Origin of the sequence: Priestia sp. YIM B13486, from assembly GCF_042787865.1 — a bacterium.
In the GTDB taxonomy this organism is placed as follows: domain Bacteria; phylum Bacillota; class Bacilli; order Bacillales; family Bacillaceae_H; genus Priestia; species Priestia megaterium.
This window is the reverse complement of record NZ_JBHZOZ010000003.1, coordinates 467,154-487,060: the sequence shown is the minus strand read 5'-3', so window position 1 is coordinate 487,060 and position 19,907 is coordinate 467,154. Positions and strand designations below refer to the sequence as shown.

Genomic DNA, 19,907 nt, shown 5'->3' with positions numbered 1-19,907 from the left:
TTTGTTTGTTCTATAGGGATGTTTGAAACTGCTGCTCTACCAAACGCCGGTAAAAAGAATGAGAGGCTAACAGCTCTTTATGCGTTCCGCTTCCTGTAACCTGCCCTTCTTCTATTATAACAATTTGGTCCGCATTGATGACCGTAGATAGACGATGTGCAATTACGAGTGATGTGCGTTCTTTCATTACCGTTTCCAATGACTCTTGCACAAGCTTTTCTGATTCGGAGTCTAAGCTAGCTGTCGCTTCGTCCAGTAGTAAAAACTGGGGATTGCGTAACAGCGCTCGGGCAATTGCAATACGCTGTCGCTGTCCTCCTGAGAGATTAATACCTCTTTCTCCAATCATTGTTTCATATTGATCTTCAAAGGACTGAATGAAATGATGAGCATTCGCTAACTTCGCTGCTTCTTCTATTTCTTCATCCGTCACATGCCGCTCTAATCCGTAAATGAGATTTTCTCGAATTGTTCCTGCTAAAATCGGAGAATCCTGCTGAACATAGCTAAACAGATGACGCCACGAACGTAAGTTGACGTTTTGACTGTCTGTTCCATCCAAGAATATGCGCCCCGATGAAGGCTCATAAAAGCGTTCGATAAGCGAAAAAACAGTAGATTTTCCAGCTCCGCTAGGTCCAACAAAAGCGGTAACTTCTCCTTTTTTAGCAGAAAATGAAACTTCCTGCAATACTGGTTTATCTTCATATTGAAAAGCAACTTTATCGAACCTTAAACTCCCTACCTGTTCAAGCACTTCTCCATTTTCATAGTTCTCTTCTTTCTCAGCTAATATATCAAAGATTCTTTCTGAAGCTCCTTTAGTTTGCTGAAAGCTAGTAACAAATCGGGTAAGTGAACCAACCGGAACCATAATTTGAAAAAGGTAAAGAACAAAAGCTACCAGCTCTCCTGCAGTGATAAATCCCTCACTCACACGGTATGCACCAAACCCGACGATGGCAATCATAACAGCGGTCATCACCGTGCTAATAATCGGGGTAATGATGGCTTCAATTTTAGCTCTCTTTACACCGAAGAGGTAGAGTGACTGAAACGATTGTAAGCCGGAATCAACTTCTTTTTTCTCTGAACCGGATACTTTAATCAAGCGGATTTCACTCAGCATTTGAGCTAAAAAAGCTGTAAGCTTAGACATTTTATCCTGCTGCTCACGTGAAATTTTATGTATTTTTCGCGCTAGGGGCATAACCAGTACAAACATAACGGGAATGACCGCTAATAAAATGAGCGTCATGGGTACATCAAGTGTAAATAAAATAACAATGGCAACGATAATAGATAAAATATTTTTAACAAAGTCAATCATTTCTGTTGACAATAAATTCATCACAATGGTTGTATCATTTGTAATGCGGCTTACCATTTCACCGGAACGGTTTTGGTCGTAAAATGAAACCGGAAGCTTTATGAGCTTGTTCCACACTTTATGTCTGAGTTCTTTTACAACACCTTGTCCTACTTGAGCAAGGAGATAAAGAGATACTGCGCTTGTTACCATTTGAGCAGCAAATAAACCAAGGAGTCCTGTTATAAGCTGCAGGGAGACGCCTACTGCAATTTTCTCCATCACTTCTTTAATGACAAGAGGGATAGAAAGCGACGCTCCGGTATTAATTAAGGCCAGTATGAACGAAATGAGTAGCTTTCCTGTCGGAGGGTTCGTTAGCAACCATAATTTTTTAAATGAAAAATGAATTCCTTTTTGCGTATTCATCTTAGTTCCTTTCTAATTCTTTTAATAGGTGGTATACACACTTTAGGCAGACACCACACACTTTACCTTCAAAGTTCTATCTTATTTTACACCATTTCCTTTCTCAACCTGAACTTCTAAGCTTCTACCTATTTTTCAAACTCGTCTATACGAAAATGACAAGCTGGTCATATACTATGGTACACTGAATTCTTTTACTAGATGAGAGGTTGAATAAGGATGTCTGTTTATATTAAATCTATTTCTATTGGAACAATTTCTGGCGGGATCGTTATTTTTGGAAACGTAGGAAATATATCGCCTCCAAGCGGCTCTACGTCCGGCTCTGGTTCTAGCTCTAGCTCTGGTTCTAATTCCCAAATGCCGATGCCTCCTTCTCCGGGAAAAGGCCCGAGAGATAATACAGCTTTTAATGGCTAATAAAAAAACAGTGAGATATTTCTCACTGTTTTTAGACTTGAATACTTGTCATCATCGCAATATAAAAAGCAAAAACAAACAAACCCGCACTTAATACGCTAAGCCATACTGTCTTTTTGTAAAAACAAATAAGTAAATACACAAAAAACAGCAGTGCGACAAATAAGAATAGGATTCCTACAATTGTTACGTGAAACGTTAGAGGAAGCGTCACTTGTTTCCCATAGATAAACGGAAGAATCGATGAATCCATTGCCATATGACTTATATTAGTTGGCGGCGATTGCGTTACCATGATAGCTGTAAATAAAAAAATGATAAGCAAAATAATGCTTTCTGCTCGAATCCACATCACGGGCTTATATTCTGGATGTTTTATCGTTTTTCTCATAAGAAAGCCATTGATGACGGCAAATGCAAGCAGCGGAATAATCGTAATATGCTTTAGCAAAAGAGACTGCCCGTAATCTGTAGCCCATGAATTTACATAGTTGGACAGACCCATGATAATGACCATCGAAATGAACCCACTTAATGAAAGAAGCACAAAACAAGCGATTGCAAAAGGAGTAAACCAGCTCAAGAAACTTTTCCAATTGGAGGTTTCTTTTGAAAAAGCGGCAACAATCAGAACCACCCCTCCCCACAATCCAACTGCTAAAATATGAAGAGAATGAGAAAGCATGCCGCTAAGCGCAGAAGCGGATGCTGCGTGACTTGCGTAGGCGATTCCTCCCACCAAGGCTACAGTCAGTAATGTATACATATGAGGGTGGCTCTCTATTGAAACAGCAACCATACATAAAATAGCAATTAGCACAACAAAGATCCAGGCGTGTCCCGTTCTTGTTTCCAATAATACAAGACGAACTGTTTCACCTAACCCTCTTATTTTTGAAAAAGATAAAATAATCTCAAGCGAATTTCCAACCGAAAAAATAGCGACAGCCGCTGCACTTGCAAGTAGCCATCGCTTTGATAATAAAATTGTTGGCTTTTTTGTAAGCGGTACATATTGCAGTACGGCAAATCCTAATAATAAGGAAAGACCTACGTATGTGAACCACTCAAAAACAGGCAACAAAATACTCATCTTTTTAAGCCTTTTTCTTTCTGAAGATTAAGAGTAATGCTCCAACCACCACTACAATAGCAATAATCATGATAACAAAAAACGATGAAGAATCATTGTTCTCTGTTTTTTCATCATTTGCTACTGCACTTTTTTGGTGCTGTTCGGATTGCGTGGCGTCTTGCTTTTTTTCACTATCTTTTCCGGCTGCTTGAGTATTCTCTTCTTTCGCTTCATCTTTCACATCTACTTTAAAAGCAATCGAATCTTTCATTACATGACCATCTTCCCCTACAATTTCCCAGTCCACTGTGTAAGATCCGTTTTCAAGAGGCTGATCGAGAGAAGCTATTAAATCATGACCCTCTACTTTTTGCGATGCAAGTGAAATTTTTTGTCCATCTTTTGTAACAGTTACAGTACTGATTTTCTCGATGTGTGTTTCAAAGGTTAATTTAATTTCTTTTAGAGGAGCTGTAACAGTTGCACCATTTTCCGGCACGGTTGTTTGCACATGTGTATGAGCAAAACTAACTGTCGGAACAGCTAGAAAGCATGCTAAAAGTAAACCTATTATTTTTTTCATATTTATGACTCCCTATCTCTTTTTTCTTTTTTCATCATATCCAAAAATGTTTTTATGTAGACGTTTCCAAACATGATCTATTTTCCTAGTAAGTGTACTCCTTTTTTACTCAGTCTCACAATAACTATTACCAATTCGTTATAAAATGTTCACAAATCCTAGGGAAGATGCCAATGTAATTTTTTTGAATATTCTTTCAGACTATCCTTGAATATAGTAAAATAGTTAAATAAGATGACTGACTTTTTTCTAGCTTAAAATCCCATACAGAAAGGATAGAAACAATGAAAAAGTATACATGCCCTTGCTGTGGTTATCAATCTTTAGACAGTGATGGTGACTATGATATTTGTGAGATATGTTTTTGGGAAGACGATCCGTACCAAAAGCTGAATGCCAACGAATTAGGAGCCAACTCTATTTCTTTAATAGAAGCTCAGGAAAATTTTATAGTTTATGGAGCGTGTAATAAAGAAAGCTTACAGCACGTGAGAAAGCCTTCTGTTCAAGATGTAAAAGATTTTAACTGGAAACCTATTATAAGTCACGAGTAGCAAAACTAGTTTATAAAAAAAGAATGCTTGCGAAAGCATTCTTTTTTTAATTCAGTAAGAAGTAGAAGCGAATGTAGAAAGCACATTTGTAAACCTATAAAAAGTTTGAGTTTTAGACGAAGCTCTTCCTTTTGCAGTGAATGAATGAAACATAGCACTTCGCAGCGGTTGGCTAATCTCTAATTGAATACTTTTCCCGGTACGATTTTTATTTGCAATATTTCCAGAGTTAATGCCTGCAATCTCATCGTGCCCTTTTGTAATCAGTTCGGCCGGAAATCCATTTTGATTTAATAACTGCGTTAATTTTTTTGCGCGCTCCCGATCAGTCCCGCCCACAAAAATATGTTTTTCGTTCCCAGAATACCCGTGAAGAGATAAAACATTATCATACTTGCTTACCATCTTACGCGCTGTGGGCTCATCAAAATGAGTGCTTGTGAGGTGCAGGTCTCGTGACCCTTTCGACTTTAACGATTCGAATAGATAAAGAGCATTTTGTTTGCCAAGCTCTTGGGCAATTTCGCTTGTCCCCCCTTCAATTCCTCCACCGTGTGGAGCAAAGATAAGGACAGAACTTTTCGTTTCTTTGGTCGTCACTTTATAGCTAGCTGAAGACTCATTCTGTGAGAGCTGCTTGAAATTTTGATATTTATCAGTTGACGCACTAGATGTATCTTGAAAAGGTGAAATGAATAAAACGAGTAGACAGATACATAAGGTAGAGAAACTTACTAAATGATAGCTTTTCAATTTGTACTCCTGCTTTCTTTTGTGTAATAAGACCTAAAACATTAGGAACCTAAAAAATCCAAAAATAATATTTAAAGTAGTCTTATTTACTTATCGTTACAAATTGTAATTTATTTAATAGTTCTTAATACCTATTTATGCTGTTTTAAAAAACTTCAGCGCATATTCACTGAAGTTTTTTTACTTTTTTTGTTTTTTATTTATTTAAAGCAAGCGCCAAACTAATTTTATCCAGCCAAAGAAGGCGATCCATAAAGGTATGCTCAAAGATGTTCCCCACGCTAAACCAATTAAGAAGTTTCCTCTTTCAATCATACAAACCACTCCTTATGAACATTGTAGGTGAACAAGTACCATTCTATACCTTCACTATAACAGAAAGCGCTTTCATTTGATAGTCACTTACACGTTTTTAGTGCTATATTCATACAGAAAACCGGATTCCAAGTAGATAAAGGGCGATATATAAGAAAATGAATAATTGCAAGGTGTAAAAGTATAATAATCTACTAAAAAAAAGAAACCTTCTTTGAAGGCTTCTTTTCTAGGTGTTTTTTATTGTTCGCCGCTGCGCTGCAAGCGATTCTCAATAAATAGGCGCTCAACAAATTTATTTAGCTGTGCTTGATACAAACGGCGCTCATCTAGCGATTTTGCGTCTTGTATTTGCTGCTTAAATCGTTTGATTTGCTGTCTTTGTTCAACCGTTACATGATGAGAAAGAAGCATAGGTCCCCCTCCATTTCACTAACGTTTAAATTAAGTAAACCAAGGTTTACCAAAACAAACAACAAACCTGTTAGCTTCTCTTACATACATTTTTTATCAGCCTCTTTAGCCCCAACTAATGCTAAACCTGGACCGTACGGCGTTGTATGAACATCTAACATTAATTCATTTGTATAAGGCACAATAGAAGCTTCCATTGCTACCTGTACTCCATCGACTTCATACATTTCATCATTTTCAAAAGGCTCCTCAAAAGCTAACCCAATATTAGGGATTTCACAGCTAATTCCTTTGAAATACAAACGAATTCCTGTTATCTCCTGTTCTTCAAGTATATTGTTAATTAATTGTTTTGCTTCTGGTGTAATATGCATGACTAACCCTTCTTCCTTTCAATACTCTTGCTCTATCCTATCATATCTTTAGAGTTTTTAAAGAGAATAACTATGATTTAAAAGCATTCTTATTATTATTTAATAATTATTATAAATAAGTATTGATTTTAATTTGATATTTGATATAATATAAACATAAGATAACAACAACTCATTAGGAGGCTATTAACTATGAATTTAGAAAACGTACTGAACCAACAAATTGCCGATTTTAACTTATTGTATACGAAGCTACATCGCTTTCACTGGTATGTAAAAGGGCCTCAATTTTTTACGCTTCATGAAAAATTTGAAGAATTCTATAATGAGACGGCGGACTATATAGATGAATATGCAGAACGATTACTAGCCATTGGAGGAAGCCCAATTGCTACAATGAAGCAATTTTTGCAAGCAGCTACTCTTTCTGAAGATGGAAACGAGCAAACGAGTGAAGAAATGGTAGAAACCTTAATTAATGACTATACGCTACTTGTTAAAAACCTAAAAAATGCAGTTGAAAACGCTGAAGCAGCACACGATCACGTAACAGCTGACTTATTCATTGGAACAATCGGCAACATTGAAAAACATATTTGGATGCTAAAAGCTGCTTTACCTGTAAAAACATCCGTAAACGCATAAAAAGAGCCTAAGCGGCTCTTTTTTACGTTTGTTGATTTACTTTTTTTTGTCTTTGCAGCCACATAAAAAAAGACATATCATCGTGAATGTCATCTTCTAGCACAGCCTTATAGACATGATCACTCGTATAATAGCGATTATATCCGCTTTGCTGCTTGAAAAATAAAATGCATTCTCGCTTCTTTTCAGTGAAAAGTGATTTTAATAACTCTTGTTTCTCAACTTTGCCTTTCACGATATTTTCTGGAAGCACGGAAATATCAAGCTTCCACTCTTCTCCCTTCTGAATCATATACAGACTCCACTGATACTTATCTTTTTCATTAGTAAATATCATCTTATAAGGGCTAAAACGCTTTGTAAGCTGATACCCCATGTGAAAAATAGATTGTTCATCCATTTCATCATTTCCTACGTAAAAATTAATGATGCGATTTGTCATGACATTTAACTCAAAACTCTCCCCTGAGAGAAGACAACCATATTCTCTTAACAGATCCAATAAATGACTGGATACCACCAGTTGATTTGCTTCGTGTTTTAATTCACTTGAGTATGACAGCAGCTCATTCATGTTTTTTGATTCCCCTATCTATAGATCGTGAATTGTTATTGATATTCGCTTTTTTTTCATAAAACCCTTTCACTTTTACCCTTTAATTAAATAACTAGTTGTAAATTAAGTTATGTAGAGCAACATTTTATGAATAAATCAAGTTTGAGTATAAAACCTGAAGAAGTTTAAAGACTATAGTCGATACCGATTTTAAGGAGGACTTAGTATGAATAATCACGAACTTCCTACAAACATGCAAACTGGAGCTGTACCCCCTCAATTGAACCATGGAGGGCATGAACTATTTGACGTTCATGAAACACTTGCCGGCTCGATTAATGTAATGGATCAGTTTATGATGTTTAGGCAATATGTAAAAGAACAAGAGCTGCTTGATATCATTGATCGGCAATATCAGTTTATTTTAAATGAATATAATTTAATCGTAGAAGCTTTTTCTACTGGTCAAAAGCCGGCCGATTCTACACATGTATACAACATGAAGCAGTCTCATACCTTTGTTTATGGCTTAAAGCCTTCACAGCCTAAAAAGCCGAATCAGTCCGTTGAGGAAATCAATGAAAAAGGCATATCAGGTCATATGCTAGGTCTAGTTAAGTCTCAAGCATCTCTTTTAACCATGACCGCTTTAGAAATAACAAATCCTGTTGTTCGCCGAATATTCGGAGACAGTGTTCCTAATTGGATTGAAATGGCTTATGAAATTTCTCTTTATCAAAATAAACACCATTATTATCAAGTGCCGCAGCTTGCAAAAGAAGATATGCAGCAAATGATCACAAGTTTTGCAAAAGCTACTGCCTCTCCTCAGATGCCTAATAACCATAAACTGCATTAATTAAAAAGAGGCTGGGGCAAACGTATTTTAGTTGAAGGAAGATCCGAACGTTTCACCGTTCGGATCTTTTCATTAGTACGGTGAATATAGGTTATGTTTAGAGTTGCTTCTAGCTGTTGATTGGAAGGAAAGGCGAAGACTGCCGCGAGAAAAGCGGAATAGATGAGACCCCACAGGAGCGCAAGCGACGAGGAGGCTCATCGGCCGCCTGCGGAAAGCGTAGCCTTGCACGGAAATCACCAGCAGTGTAACCAAACGACTCATACTAGATCATTTACTCAGTTTACTCGTCTTTAGATTGTATTGTATTGATTTTGTTATATCTCAATCTCGCTTTGTGCGTATATTTCAGAAAATGACAAAAAACTATGCATTTTGAATTATTTTCTGAATATTTGTAGTATTTTGATTAATTATGTATTATAATACAATTAACTAATAGAAAGGAGTGAGAGATGCATCATATATACTCGGATTACAGTTAAAGGAGGTGTCATAACACACTCGCAATACGTTTGCTAAAAGTCAGTTGAACTGTAGAACCGATATGTGATAGACCATGATGGTAAAGTTAAGATTAATTCCCCTAAATGAACATGTAACATAATAAACTGCTTCTTTTTCTTTTTAAAGATAGAAGCAGTTTTTTTATGTACGTTTTTCTTTTCTTGATTTAATACATGTTTTCTCCACTTTGGCTAACACTTAAGATATACATTTACATACAAGGTGGTGACTTTGATGATCGCCGTAAAATTACTATTAGTCGCAGTTTTAATTGCATTAACTGCTTTTTTTGTAGCGACAGAATTCGCTATTGTAAAAGTAAGAAGTTCAAAAATCAATCAGCTTCTAGAAGAAGGACATAAAAAAGCTGTATCTGCCAAACACGTTATTACGCATCTAGATGAATATCTATCCGCTTGTCAGCTTGGTATCACCATCACAGCTCTCGGGCTTGGTTGGCTTGGTGAACCGACGCTAGATCGGTTGCTTCACCCTCTTTTTACTACCTTCCATACCAATGAGCCGCTTGCTGGTATTTTATCTTTTGTCATTGCATTTGTTGTTATTACTTTTTTACATGTTGTCTTGGGGGAATTAGCTCCTAAAACATTTGCTATTCAAATGGCTGAACAAATTACGCTGAACTTTGCAAAACCGATTATCGTGTTTTACAAACTTATGTATCCGTTCATTAAAATATTAAATGGATCAGCTCGTATGTTGACTAAGATTTTTGGTATAACGATGATTTCAGAAAATGAAGCTGCTCATAGTGAAGAAGAGCTGCGTATTTTGTTATCTGAGAGCTTCGAAGGCGGTGAAATCAATCAATCCGAATATCGATATATGAGCAAAATCTTTGATTTTGACGATCGTTTAGCGAAAGAAGTAATGGTCCCTCGTACGGAAATTGTGAGTGCTTCCAAAGACGACGTCGTAGAGGTTTTTTTGCAAATCGCAAATGTCGAAAAATATACGCGCTATCCAATTGTTGAAGATGGGGATAAAGATAAAGTAATCGGTCTCGTTAATATCAAAGAAATTTATAATGATATTGTATTCAACGAAAAAGACGGCACCAATACGTTAGAGTCATACGTCAAGCCTATTTTTAAAGTAATTGAAACCGTACCCATTCATGACTTGCTTGTAAAGATGCAAAAAGAACGTATTCAAATGGCTATTCTTTTTGATGAGTATGGCGGAACCGCTGGGCTTGTTACAGTAGAAGATATTATTGAAGAAATTGTGGGAGAAATTCGAGATGAGTTTGATACGGACGAAATTCCTTATGTACAAAAAATTAAAGACGATCATTATATTCTTGACGGAAAAATGCTCATTAGCCAAGTAAATGATTTACTCGGTACGGATATTAGCGACGAAGAAGTAGATACCATTGCCGGGTGGGTGTTAACCGAAAAGTTTGATGTGACCAAAAATGATATCATTCAGCATGAGCAATTTTACTTTAAAGTTCTGATTATAGAGGATTTTCACATTAAGTATATAGAAGTGAAAAAAAGAAAGAAGAAAGAAAAAAAGGATGATCATCATTAATCATCCTTTTTATTTATTCAAAATCCCTTTTACCAATCGTCTCCTCCATCAAAAAAATCTCCATCCAACAGATCCTCCCCGGCTTCTTCAATATCTTCTCCAATTTCACCAAGCGCCGAGTCTTCAAACATATCATCCATCAAATTCTCAATGAGCAGTCCGCCTAACATACCGGCTGCAAAACCTCCCATTGCTCCTCCTAACCCACTCATACGTGGGTGGTGTGAATGCTGATCAGAGTGAGGAGACTTATAATATTCATAGTCTCGAGGATTCTCCATCATCTCTTCCATCGCTTCTTCCAGCAAACGAGCGATAGTAGATGGCTGGCTTAGTTCATCATTTGTAAAAAAGAGTTCATTTTTTATTTCCCTCTCTCGGCCGAAAGAAGGCAAATCTAGCTCCAACAGCACGCGGATCCCTTCTCGTTCAATGGCTACCTCAAACTCAACCTCATTTACATATCCCTTTAAGAAGTCTGTAGGAAAAAATGAAAATTCTTGTTTGTATCCGTTAAATTTTCCTGAATGATGTTTTTCTCTAAATCCAAGTGCTTCAAAGCCCTCTACTAGCTGATATAAGCTTTTTGGAGCTTTAATGCGCACAGGGTCCCGATCTGTTGAGTCTACTCCCCCTTCAATATCTAAGTGTGTCTTAAAGAAATAGCTAACGTTGCTCGCAGAGATTGGAAGGTCCAAAGGTAAATGGTATGTAAATGGAATTTCTTTTTTCTCGCCTTCATTAATTGTAAATGAAGAAGCTGCGCGCAGGCTTTCCACACGATGTGTATGCATTTGACCGCTTTTCAATTGAACTTCAAGCCAAAATTCAACATCAATTAAATTAATATGTTGCTGAACGCTTCCACCTTGGATGACAATAGCTCCTTCAATTACATGACCGAGCGTATAGGCCGTTTCATTTAATCGTAAATCCACTTTGGCAGCTCCAACTCCAATTTTAGCAAACATTTTTTTAAACATTTTTTTCCTCCTCCAAAATGCTCTTACTATATATACGAAGTATACCGTTTATAAGTTTCAACTTACAAAAAAAGAACTCAATTTCTTGAGTTCTTTCTGCTAAATCAACGCTTCATTTTAATTCAATTATTTATTAAATTAAAACACCCAGCCCCAACAGCAGCGACGTCTTTTACAACCGCCGTGGTTACCGCCATGACAACCGCCGTGACCTCCGCCGTGGTTACCGTCGTGACCTCCGCCGTGGTTACCGTCGTGACCTCCGCCGTGGTTGCCACCGTGACCTCCGCCGTGGTTGCCACCGTGACCTCCGCCATGACAACCTCCGTGACCTCCACCGTGGTTACCGCCGTGACCTCCGCCATGACTGCCCCCGTGATCTCCGCCATGGTTACCGTCGTGACCTCCGCCATGGTTGCTACCATGATGGCATTTTTTATGTCCAGAACGATGATCATCATCATGTTTAGGACAATGATCGTTATGCTTATAATCGTTATGACAGCATTTTCCTTCATGGCTACTTCTTGGATCATAGCCAGAAGTTTTGTAATAATACTGATTAGAACACCAGCAACACTTCTTTTTATTGTTGTAACTCACATAAACCATCCTTATCTATAAATAAGATTTATATAGGCAATTTTATACCTATATATAAATAGATTATGTAAACTAGTACAAGGAAGTGCATTGCTGTGGGCCATGACCTAAGCCTGTTTTTAGGAGTATGTACGGGGGAGATAAGACAAGAAAAAAAGCCATCTCTAGATGGCTTTTTTTATATTTGATTTTTCACTTTACTTGCGCTTTCTGCATAAAACTCTAGAATTTCTCTTCTTCTCACAATTCCAATAAATACACCTTGATCATCCGTTACAGGAACAAAATTTTGGTCAATTGCCTTTGAAAGGATGTTTTGAACTTCATCATATATAGCAACTGGGTTATAATCTTGATAGCGGTCAATCTCTGTTAATTTAATATTTTCCGTATCTTGAAAGCGATAGTCTCCTAGGCTTTTTAACTTCCAAAGAAGATCTCCTTCAGTAAGAACGCCCACATATTTACCATCATCGTCAACTAGCGGAACTGTAGAATAGCGATGATACTCCATTTTTTCAAGAGCCTGTCTTAATGTGGATTGAATATTTAGTGTTACAACATCACTTTTTGGTACTAAGAAAAATGCAATATTCATTTTTTAATCTCCTTTTCCTTACCCGCTCATCTTACAATTTCTATTTATTTTTTCAGTTTTCGGCTTATTTTAATGTTTTAATCATACAAAATGCAGCTCGCAGTTATCTTACATTTACAACTATAAGCTGTCAATCCTAAGCTATGTAATTTTGACTTCTTATTTTCTTTATTACAGTACCCGTTTTCTAAATAATCAAATCCTAATTTTTAGAAAAACACGTCTAGTTAAAATAATGTTTCCTGCAGCTGCTTCTTTATACTAATAAGGGCCGGAAGAGCTACTTTCAGCTCTTCTTCTCTGCGATAAGAACGCAACTGAACCTCATTATATGCTCTGTTTATACTTTTTGACTCATGAAAAAGTCCCACATGATTCGACTAGCATTGGGGCCTTTAGGGTCTGTATAGCTGCCCGCTGAATTCCCTCCTGACCATGCATGCCCCATTCCATTGATAATATATTTATCAATAGCCAATTCTCCCTTACTGCTTTCGTAGCGATATGTTGTATAATCCCGTCCAAAGAGAATTTTTTCTTCTCTCGTTTTAACCGGGCTATCTTGAATCCATCCATCTATTCTTCCGTTATAAGCAAGATTATTCGTTGTAATCCACTGGTGAACTACTTGATCTGCATTGGCTACATTTACCGTAGAATCAGCGTTACCATGAAATACAATGAGCGGCAGTGGCTTTGCCCGTTTTCCCATTTGCTGATAAGCAATTCTTCCTTGTTTAACGGGGGAAGGACCTTTACTGGCCATGACAGAATACGCATTAAATACGTTAAGAGCCGCCTGATATTCGATACCTGCTGACACACCTATTCCAGCAAACAGTTCTGGATACGTTACCCCCATAACGATGCTCATTGCTCCTCCTGCTGACAGACCGGCAATAAACACTTTATTTTTCTGAATAAAGTGCATGTTTTGGACTTTTTTTACAATTCCTGCAATAATAGCTGGCTCGCCAAACCCTCTAATTTGATGAAGAGGTTCAAACCAGTTCCAGCATTTATTCATATTTGAGTTAGAAGACTGCTGTGGGTATACGACAATAAATTCTTTTTCGTCGGCGAGCTCATTCATTTGCGTGCCTATTGCAAAATCATCTGCATTTTGTGTACATCCATGCAGCATAACCATTAGTGGGTAAGATTTTAAAATATGATAGGATTTAGGTAAATAGACCTTGAATTTTTTTCCTTTATGAGTATATGTTTTAAATGATTCAGATGACGCTTCTTGTTGTTCACTTGAAGACACAAGCGTTGACGTATTTATAACATTAGGTAGTGAACCCAACATGGTACCCCTCCTCTTTTTGTCAACGTTTTCATTTTTCTTCCCAATTACGTCCTGTATTACAATACTACATATTATTTCGTTTTTTTGCACGTTCTACATACTCTAAGAGTACCACTTGTTTTGGTTTTAAGGCGTTTTTTATCTTCTTGAAATTTGGGATTTTTTTGCTATATATATACTTTATTACTATATATGAAAATTGTCACTATAATCATGAAAAAAGGACAAACATGCCGTTTGCCCTTTTATTTGGACCTTGATGTTTAAATACCTTTTGCCGAATTAAGCCTCTATACTTTTATTATATGATGCTCCCTATCATTTATATGAATTTATTGCTCTTCATGTTTAAATCTGTAACCTTTACTATTTTATATTTTGCTTTTTATTCACCAATTCTTTCGCAGCAAATGGCAAGGTGCAGGTGCGGAAGCCACGTTGAAAAAGAAGAACCTTAAAGAGCAAATGTTTTTGGTTTAACCTCTTCTTCGTTCGCAACAATCATACAAAGGCTGGTTGCAATCACTCTTTTCCCTTCCTTTTGCTTAAATAGGTACAGCAAAGAGATGCTATTGGGGTAGATTCCTTTATTTTGTATACATTTTTTAGAAAACTATGGTAAAAATAAGACTTATCATATGGAGGTGAATAAATTGGCAAATATCCCAAAGGATACTGAGCCCTACTGGCGCGATCATTTAAAGTTTCCAACATACCCATCTCTTTCAGAAAATCGAAAAGTTGATGTTGTAGTAGTAGGAGGCGGTATTAGCGGTATTACAACAGCTTATTTATTACAAAAAGAAGGACTGAACGTGGCGTTAATTGAAGCTGATAATATTTTAAATGGTACAACCGGTCACACAACAGCAAAGATTACAGCTCAGCATGACGTTATCTACGATGAGCTGCTTTCACACATTGGCGAAGAAAAAACGCTGCTGTATTATAAAGCAAACGAACAAGCACTGCAGTTTATGAAAAACTTAATTCAAACGGAAAACATTGACTGTGATTTTTCGATACAAGATGCTTACTTGTACGGAGAAACGCTGGAGTTTGATCATCGAGTTCGTAAAGAATTTCGAGCCTATCAGCGATTACATATTCCATGTGAATTTGCAACAGAGATTCCTTTTAGTTTTGATATTAGGGCAGCAGCTATTATGAAAGATCAAGCTCAGTTTCACCCGTTAAAATACCTGCTTCATTTAGTAAAAAAATTCACAGAAAACGGCGGATCGATTTTTGAAAACACCGTAGCAACGGATGTAGAAGAAAGCACGTCGCCCACCGTTGTCACAAGAGACGGACATCGAATTTCTTGCAAATATGTAGTGGCGTGTTCACACTTTCCATTTTATGATGGAGCGGGCTTTTACTATACGCGTATGTATGCCAAACGTTCGTATGTGTTAGCAGCAAAAGTTGAACAAACTTACCCTGGAGGCATGTATTTAAGTGCTGATCAGCCTACTCATTCTCTGCGTTCAACAAAAGTTGACGGAGAAGAACTCATTTTAATTGGTGGAGAAGGCCACAAAGCTGGACAAGGAATTAATACTATGTTCCACTATGAGTCCCTTCAGAGGTTTGCCGAAGAAAATTTTACTGTTCAACATTTTCGTTATAAATGGTCTGCACAAGATTTATTTACGCTTGATAAAATTCCATATATCGGTCCCATTAAAGAAAGCAAGCCAAATATCTTTATTGCCACCGGATTTAAAAAATGGGGGATGACTCATAGCACCATTGCAGCACATATTATTCGAGATGCAATAACCGGAAAAGACAACCCATATGCAGAGTTGTATAATCCATCTCGTTTTTATGCGGACCCTAGCCTTAAGCATTTCTTTCGTCAAAATCTTGATGTGGCTGAACACTTTATTACCGGTAAGTTTTCAATGCCTGAAAAAGGACTGGATCAGCTCCAAAATGATGAAGGGTCGGTCGTATATGTAAACAGCAAACGTACGGGGGCTTATAAAGATCCTCAGGGGAACCTTCACTGCGTCGATACTACATGCACGCACTTAGGATGTGAAGTAAATTGGAACGCTGGTGACCGCACGTGGGACTGCCCTTGTCATGGCTCTCGTTTCTCTTACGACGGATCTGTGGTAGAAGGCCCTGCTAAAAAGCCGCTTACACCAGTGGATGTCAATTCAAGCGATAAAAAAAGCACGCCGTAGGGCATGCTTTTTTTATCATTATCAATGGATTCACATTTGAGTTTACTCTTTACATTCTTCTTTTCTAAAGTATCGATTATACACCAAAACCATTGCATAAATGACTAAAAAAGAAAATGTAAAGATAATTAACCTTCCAGATTCAGGGACATGATCAAGATAGTCTGTTTCAAAAAACATAACAAACATCAAAAATGGCAATAGGAATAAAAACCAAATAAAATCTCGATCCATAAACATTTTTATAAAAAATAAAATGGCCCCGATGTAGACAATCATCAAAAACATAATCATTCACCAAATTCTATTTAATACTAGAGGTGTTGTAATGATTATATCGGATTTCTCAGGCGAAATATAGAGTCATTGGTTTTAATTTTATAAATTCCTTATAACTTTCAAACTGCTATTTTAACATAATAAGGGAATTTACTGCTGTAAAGACTCTAAGTGAGCAAAAAACTGCGGGTAAGAGACGGATACCGCGTCACGATTTTCAATAATTGTTTCCCCTTCTGCAATACAAGAGGCAACAGCAAGCATCATACCGATACGGTGATCTCCGTGGCTGTTTACATTTGCTCCGTGAAGTTTTGCACCTCCGTGAATAATCATTCCATCTTCCGTTGCTTCAATGTTAGCGCCCATTTTGGTTAACTCATTCACTACCGTATCAATACGGTTTGTTTCTTTGACTTTTAACTCTGCAGCATCTTTAATAACTGTAATCCCTTCTGCCTGCGTGGCAGCTAGTGCAATAATTGGGATTTCGTCAATTAGGCGTGGAATTAAGTGTCCGCCTACTTCCGTACCTTTTAAGTGAGAAGCTTCTACAACTAAATCTGCATAGGGTTCCGCTGTTTCTTTTGTTTCTTTGATTGTTTCGATTGAAGCGCCCATATTTGAAAGCACATCTAAAATACCCGTTCGAGTCGGATTCATTCCAACTTTTTGGATTTCAATGCGGCTGTTTGCAATAATAGCCCCCGCTACTAAAAAGAATGCAGCTGACGAAATATCACCAGGGACTTCTACATGCGTTCCTCTTAACGTTTGACCGCCTTCAATTGAAACGGTTAAGCCTTCTTCTTCGACTTTAACACCAAATGCCTCTAGCATACGTTCTGTATGATCACGTGATTTCGCCGGTTCCGTTACAGAAGTTATTCCTTCCGCCTGCAGTCCAGCAAGTAAAATAGCTGATTTTACTTGTGCGCTTGCAACGGGCGATGTATAGTGTATACCTTTTGCTTTCCCACCTCGAATAACAAGCGGTGTAAAATTAGCATCTTTTCGACCGTCTAAATGAATATTCATATCACGAAGCGGACCGGTCACACGCTTCATAGGGCGTTTGGCAATAGATTCGTCTCCAATCAATGTTGAATGAAAGGGTGTATTTGCTAAAATCCCCATCATGAGGCGAATCGTGGTGCCCGAATTGCCAACATCTAAAATATCAGATGGCTCTTTTAGAGCTTGTATCCCTTTTCCTTTCACTACCACGCTTTGTTCATCAATCATTTGAATATCTACACCTAGTTTTTGAAAGCAGGAAATAGTGCTAAGACAATCGTCACCTGGCAAAAACCCGTTAATCGTTGTTGTTCCTTCTGCAATCGAACCAAACATAACGGAACGGTGAGAAATAGATTTATCTCCTGGAATTTGAATCGTTCCTCGTAAAGCTTTTACTGTCACAATATGTCTCTCCTTTTATGCGTGAAGCGAATCACGAAATTCTTTGGCATCTGAAAAGTAATCAAATAATTCGTGACCGTCACCTTTTTCTACTAATAGTTTTACTTGTTCCATTTCTTTCATCCAGTCATCAAGCAATGTTAAAAGCATAGAACGGTTTTGTTTTAGTATATCTCTCCACATATGAGGATTGCTTGAAGCAATTCTCGTAATATCTCGAAAACCGCCTGCTGCCATTTCCGTGACAAGATGATTCTGTGCTGAATATCCTTTTACTTGTCTTACAAGACTGGTCGCAATCACATGAGGTAAATGACTGACAACTCCAGTGATTTGGTCATGAGTAGCTGCATCAAGCGGTACAAATTGTGCACCTGTAGGCTCTAGCAAATGCATAAGCGCATCTATTTTTTCTTTTTGCTCATTTTCAAACGGCGTTAAAATATAGCGCGCCGAACAAAATAAATCCGCTCGTGCATTGACTGCACCGCTCGTATGAGAACCAGCCATCGGATGTCCGCCAATAAATGAAATACGTTTCTTATTCAGCGCTTCGGCTGCTTTCATAATTTCACCTTTGGTACTTCCGACATCCGTTACGATAACCGTTTCTTTAAGCTTCCAAGTAGAAAGGTCGTGTATCCATGCTGTCGTGTACTCTACTGGAGTAGCAAGCACGATATAATCTGCTTGGGCTGCTTCTGTTTTTATATCTTCAGCTACATAATCAACGATACCTAGCTGGTTGGCTACTTGTACTCCATTTGTATTGATATCAGCTCCAACGACTGTGACGTGACGATGCTTCTTCATAGCTAGCGCTAATGATCCTCCAATAAGGCCGACGCCAATAAGTAATACACGTGTTTTCACCTTTCATTCTCCTCTATTCATTAAAATTGCTTTGCGTATTCTTCATGTTTTTTTACGTTTTCTTGAATTAACTGAATTCGATCTGCCCCAAATTGATCGATAATAGCAGATGCTAGTTCCCAAGCAATCACTGATTCTGCTACAACCGCTGCCGCCGGTACTGCACAGCTGTCTGAGCGTTCAATACTTGCAGCAAATGGCTCTTTTGTATCAATATCTACACTTTGCAGCGGCTTGTATAAGGTAGGAATAGGTTTCATGACGCCTCGCACAACAATCGGCATCCCTGTTGTCATGCCTCCTTCTAGACCTCCCGCATTGTTCGTTTTACGCGTATAGCCGTTTTGTTCATCCCATAGAATTTCATCATGGACTTCACTTCCCGGTCTGCGAGCTGCTTCAAAGCCTACGCCGATTTCAACGCCTTTAAACGCGTTAATGCTCATAATAGCAGCAGCTAGCTTTGAGTCTAACTTACGATCATAGTGCACGTAACTTCCCACTGCAGTAGGCATTCCTTCTACTACTACTTCCACTACGCCACCAATGCTGTCTCCATTTTCTTTTGCATCATCGATTGCTTTCATCATTTTCTGTCCCGCTTCTTCATCTAAGCAGCGAACAGGCGACGCTTCTGTTTTTTCCTGAAGTTCTGTCAGTGATTCATATGCCATTTTTTCAGCTTTCACACCGCCGATTTCAAGCACGTGACATGCAATATTTACGCCTACAGCTTTTAGTACTTGTTTGGCAACTGCGCCTGTGGCTACTCGTACCGTCGTTTCACGAGCAGATGAACGTTCCAATACGTTTCGCATATCTCTGTGACCGTATTTAATCGCTCCATTTAAATCAGCATGACCTGGACGAGGTTTTGTAATTTGTCGCTTTACTTCTTCATCATGATCGACTGGATCAGCACCCATAATATTTCTCCAGTGAGTAAAATCTTTGTTTTCAACGACTAAAGCAATAGGTGAACCAAGCGTCTCACCGTGGCGAACCCCGCCTTTAATCTGAACTTGATCTTTTTCAATCTGCATGCGGCGTCCGCGCCCATGTCCCTTTTGTCTTCTTGCTAAATCTTCATTAATATGTTCAGCTGTCAATTCAAGCCCTGCCGGTACTCCTTCAATAATCGCTGTTAATTGAGGTCCGTGCGATTCTCCTGCTGTTAAATATCTCATATTATCGATTCCTTTCTGTTATAAAAATAAAAAAACTCGCCCCTACGCCATAGGGACGAGTTTTTCTCGCGATACCACCCTAGTTGCAAACATTGCTTG

General features: G+C 38.0%; 22 protein-coding genes and 1 other annotated feature (1 of these 23 only partly in view). Of the genes, 7 read left to right on the top strand and 15 right to left on the bottom strand.

All coding sequences use genetic code 11. The annotated features are described in order from the left end of the window. Positions 1 to 10: 10 nt before the first annotated feature. The gene (locus ACFX4G_RS10905) at positions 11 to 1,738 is read right to left on the bottom strand and encodes an ABC transporter ATP-binding protein (protein ID WP_097825199.1); all 1,728 of its coding nucleotides are present in this window, start codon (positions 1,736 to 1,738) and stop codon (positions 11 to 13) included. A 219-nt stretch (positions 1,739 to 1,957) separates the two neighbouring features. Here ACFX4G_RS10905 and ACFX4G_RS10900 point away from each other — a divergent pair, with 219 nt between their 5' ends. Further along, positions 1,958 to 2,158, top strand: coding sequence for a hypothetical protein (locus ACFX4G_RS10900; RefSeq protein WP_043981509.1), 201 nt, complete (start codon positions 1,958 to 1,960; stop codon positions 2,156 to 2,158). 31 nt (positions 2,159 to 2,189) lie between these two features. On the opposite strand, the gene ACFX4G_RS10895 is transcribed toward ACFX4G_RS10900, so the two are convergent. Continuing rightward, positions 2,190 to 3,251 carry a copper resistance D family protein gene (locus ACFX4G_RS10895; protein WP_230183470.1) on the bottom strand — a complete coding sequence of 354 codons (1,062 nt, stop codon included), beginning with the start codon at positions 3,249 to 3,251 and terminating at the stop codon, positions 2,190 to 2,192. Between the two features lie 4 nt (positions 3,252 to 3,255). Further along, positions 3,256 to 3,816: a copper resistance CopC family protein gene (locus ACFX4G_RS10890; RefSeq protein WP_097825200.1), complete on the bottom strand. Its 561-nt coding sequence runs from the start codon at positions 3,814 to 3,816 to the stop codon at positions 3,256 to 3,258. Between the two features lie 284 nt (positions 3,817 to 4,100). Between ACFX4G_RS10890 and ACFX4G_RS10885 the strand changes: the two genes are divergently transcribed. Beyond that, positions 4,101 to 4,370, top strand: coding sequence for a CPCC family cysteine-rich protein (locus tag ACFX4G_RS10885; protein WP_013057680.1), 270 nt, complete (start codon positions 4,101 to 4,103; stop codon positions 4,368 to 4,370). A 51-nt stretch (positions 4,371 to 4,421) separates the two neighbouring features. On the opposite strand, the gene ACFX4G_RS10880 is transcribed toward ACFX4G_RS10885, so the two are convergent. The 3 genes from ACFX4G_RS10880 to ACFX4G_RS10870 all read right to left on the bottom strand — a co-directional run bounded on the left by ACFX4G_RS10880 (position 4,422) and on the right by ACFX4G_RS10870 (position 6,226). Beyond that, the gene (locus ACFX4G_RS10880) at positions 4,422 to 5,123 is read right to left on the bottom strand and encodes a poly-gamma-glutamate hydrolase family protein (RefSeq protein ID WP_097825201.1); all 702 of its coding nucleotides are present in this window, start codon (positions 5,121 to 5,123) and stop codon (positions 4,422 to 4,424) included. A 555-nt stretch (positions 5,124 to 5,678) separates the two neighbouring features. Then, positions 5,679 to 5,852: a hypothetical protein gene (locus ACFX4G_RS10875; protein WP_165574973.1), complete on the bottom strand. Its 174-nt coding sequence runs from the start codon at positions 5,850 to 5,852 to the stop codon at positions 5,679 to 5,681. An 80-nt stretch (positions 5,853 to 5,932) separates the two neighbouring features. Further along, positions 5,933 to 6,226: a Fe-S cluster assembly protein HesB gene (locus ACFX4G_RS10870; protein WP_377574556.1), complete on the bottom strand. Its 294-nt coding sequence runs from the start codon at positions 6,224 to 6,226 to the stop codon at positions 5,933 to 5,935. A gap of 192 nt (positions 6,227 to 6,418) precedes the next feature. On the opposite strand from ACFX4G_RS10870, the gene ACFX4G_RS10865 reads away from it, so the two are divergent. Continuing rightward, on the top strand, positions 6,419 to 6,871 hold the full coding sequence (locus ACFX4G_RS10865; RefSeq protein ID WP_097825203.1) for a Dps family protein: 453 nt from the start codon (positions 6,419 to 6,421) through the stop codon (positions 6,869 to 6,871). A 22-nt stretch (positions 6,872 to 6,893) separates the two neighbouring features. Here ACFX4G_RS10865 and ACFX4G_RS10860 read toward each other — a convergent pair whose 3' ends face one another. Continuing rightward, complete coding sequence (locus tag ACFX4G_RS10860; RefSeq protein ID WP_377574553.1) at positions 6,894 to 7,445, bottom strand: hypothetical protein; 552 nt, start codon at positions 7,443 to 7,445, stop codon at positions 6,894 to 6,896. Positions 7,446 to 7,653: 208 nt separating this feature from the next. On the opposite strand from ACFX4G_RS10860, the gene ACFX4G_RS10855 reads away from it, so the two are divergent. The 3 genes from ACFX4G_RS10855 to ACFX4G_RS10845 all read left to right on the top strand — a co-directional run bounded on the left by ACFX4G_RS10855 (position 7,654) and on the right by ACFX4G_RS10845 (position 10,353). Continuing rightward, complete coding sequence (locus tag ACFX4G_RS10855; RefSeq protein WP_013057687.1) at positions 7,654 to 8,286, top strand: spore coat protein; 633 nt, start codon at positions 7,654 to 7,656, stop codon at positions 8,284 to 8,286. 116 nt (positions 8,287 to 8,402) lie between these two features. Next, positions 8,403 to 8,537, top strand: a complete 135-nt coding sequence (locus ACFX4G_RS10850; RefSeq protein ID WP_255255811.1) for a hypothetical protein — start codon at positions 8,403 to 8,405, stop codon at positions 8,535 to 8,537. Positions 8,538 to 9,027: 490 nt separating this feature from the next. Continuing rightward, positions 9,028 to 10,353: a hemolysin family protein gene (locus ACFX4G_RS10845; protein WP_013057688.1), complete on the top strand. Its 1,326-nt coding sequence runs from the start codon at positions 9,028 to 9,030 to the stop codon at positions 10,351 to 10,353. Between the two features lie 29 nt (positions 10,354 to 10,382). On the opposite strand, the gene ACFX4G_RS10840 is transcribed toward ACFX4G_RS10845, so the two are convergent. From ACFX4G_RS10840 to ACFX4G_RS10825, 4 genes are all read right to left on the bottom strand, one after another. Beyond that, positions 10,383 to 11,336 carry a sporulation protein gene (locus tag ACFX4G_RS10840; protein WP_097825204.1) on the bottom strand — a complete coding sequence of 318 codons (954 nt, stop codon included), beginning with the start codon at positions 11,334 to 11,336 and terminating at the stop codon, positions 10,383 to 10,385. A gap of 138 nt (positions 11,337 to 11,474) precedes the next feature. Then, entirely contained in the window at positions 11,475 to 11,939 is a 465-nt protein-coding gene (locus ACFX4G_RS10835; RefSeq protein ID WP_377574549.1) for a hypothetical protein, read from the bottom strand. Between the two features lie 178 nt (positions 11,940 to 12,117). Continuing rightward, on the bottom strand, positions 12,118 to 12,537 hold the full coding sequence (locus ACFX4G_RS10830) for a CBS domain-containing protein (RefSeq protein WP_013057690.1): 420 nt from the start codon (positions 12,535 to 12,537) through the stop codon (positions 12,118 to 12,120). A 340-nt stretch (positions 12,538 to 12,877) separates the two neighbouring features. Further along, on the bottom strand, positions 12,878 to 13,849 hold the full coding sequence (locus ACFX4G_RS10825; protein ID WP_016764703.1) for an extracellular catalytic domain type 1 short-chain-length polyhydroxyalkanoate depolymerase: 972 nt from the start codon (positions 13,847 to 13,849) through the stop codon (positions 12,878 to 12,880). Positions 13,850 to 14,502: 653 nt separating this feature from the next. On the opposite strand from ACFX4G_RS10825, the gene ACFX4G_RS10820 reads away from it, so the two are divergent. Continuing rightward, positions 14,503 to 16,047 (top strand): FAD-dependent oxidoreductase, encoded by a 1,545-nt coding sequence (locus ACFX4G_RS10820; RefSeq protein WP_097825206.1) that lies wholly within the window; start codon positions 14,503 to 14,505, stop codon positions 16,045 to 16,047. A 42-nt stretch (positions 16,048 to 16,089) separates the two neighbouring features. Here the strand turns inward: ACFX4G_RS10820 and ACFX4G_RS10815 are convergent, their stop codons facing one another. From ACFX4G_RS10815 to aroC, 4 genes are all read right to left on the bottom strand, one after another. Beyond that, complete coding sequence (locus ACFX4G_RS10815; RefSeq protein ID WP_043981503.1) at positions 16,090 to 16,335, bottom strand: hypothetical protein; 246 nt, start codon at positions 16,333 to 16,335, stop codon at positions 16,090 to 16,092. 141 nt (positions 16,336 to 16,476) lie between these two features. Then, positions 16,477 to 17,748 (bottom strand): 3-phosphoshikimate 1-carboxyvinyltransferase, encoded by a 1,272-nt coding sequence (gene aroA / locus ACFX4G_RS10810; RefSeq protein WP_097825207.1) that lies wholly within the window; start codon positions 17,746 to 17,748, stop codon positions 16,477 to 16,479. Between the two features lie 15 nt (positions 17,749 to 17,763). Next, a complete protein-coding gene (locus ACFX4G_RS10805; protein WP_377574545.1) occupies positions 17,764 to 18,621 on the bottom strand; it encodes a prephenate dehydrogenase in 858 nt (285 codons plus the stop codon). A 20-nt stretch (positions 18,622 to 18,641) separates the two neighbouring features. Next, a complete protein-coding gene (gene aroC, locus ACFX4G_RS10800; protein ID WP_377574542.1) occupies positions 18,642 to 19,808 on the bottom strand; it encodes a chorismate synthase in 1,167 nt (388 codons plus the stop codon). Between the two features lie 48 nt (positions 19,809 to 19,856). Beyond that, positions 19,857 to 19,907: a binding site (T-box leader), on the bottom strand (it continues 150 nt past the right edge of the window).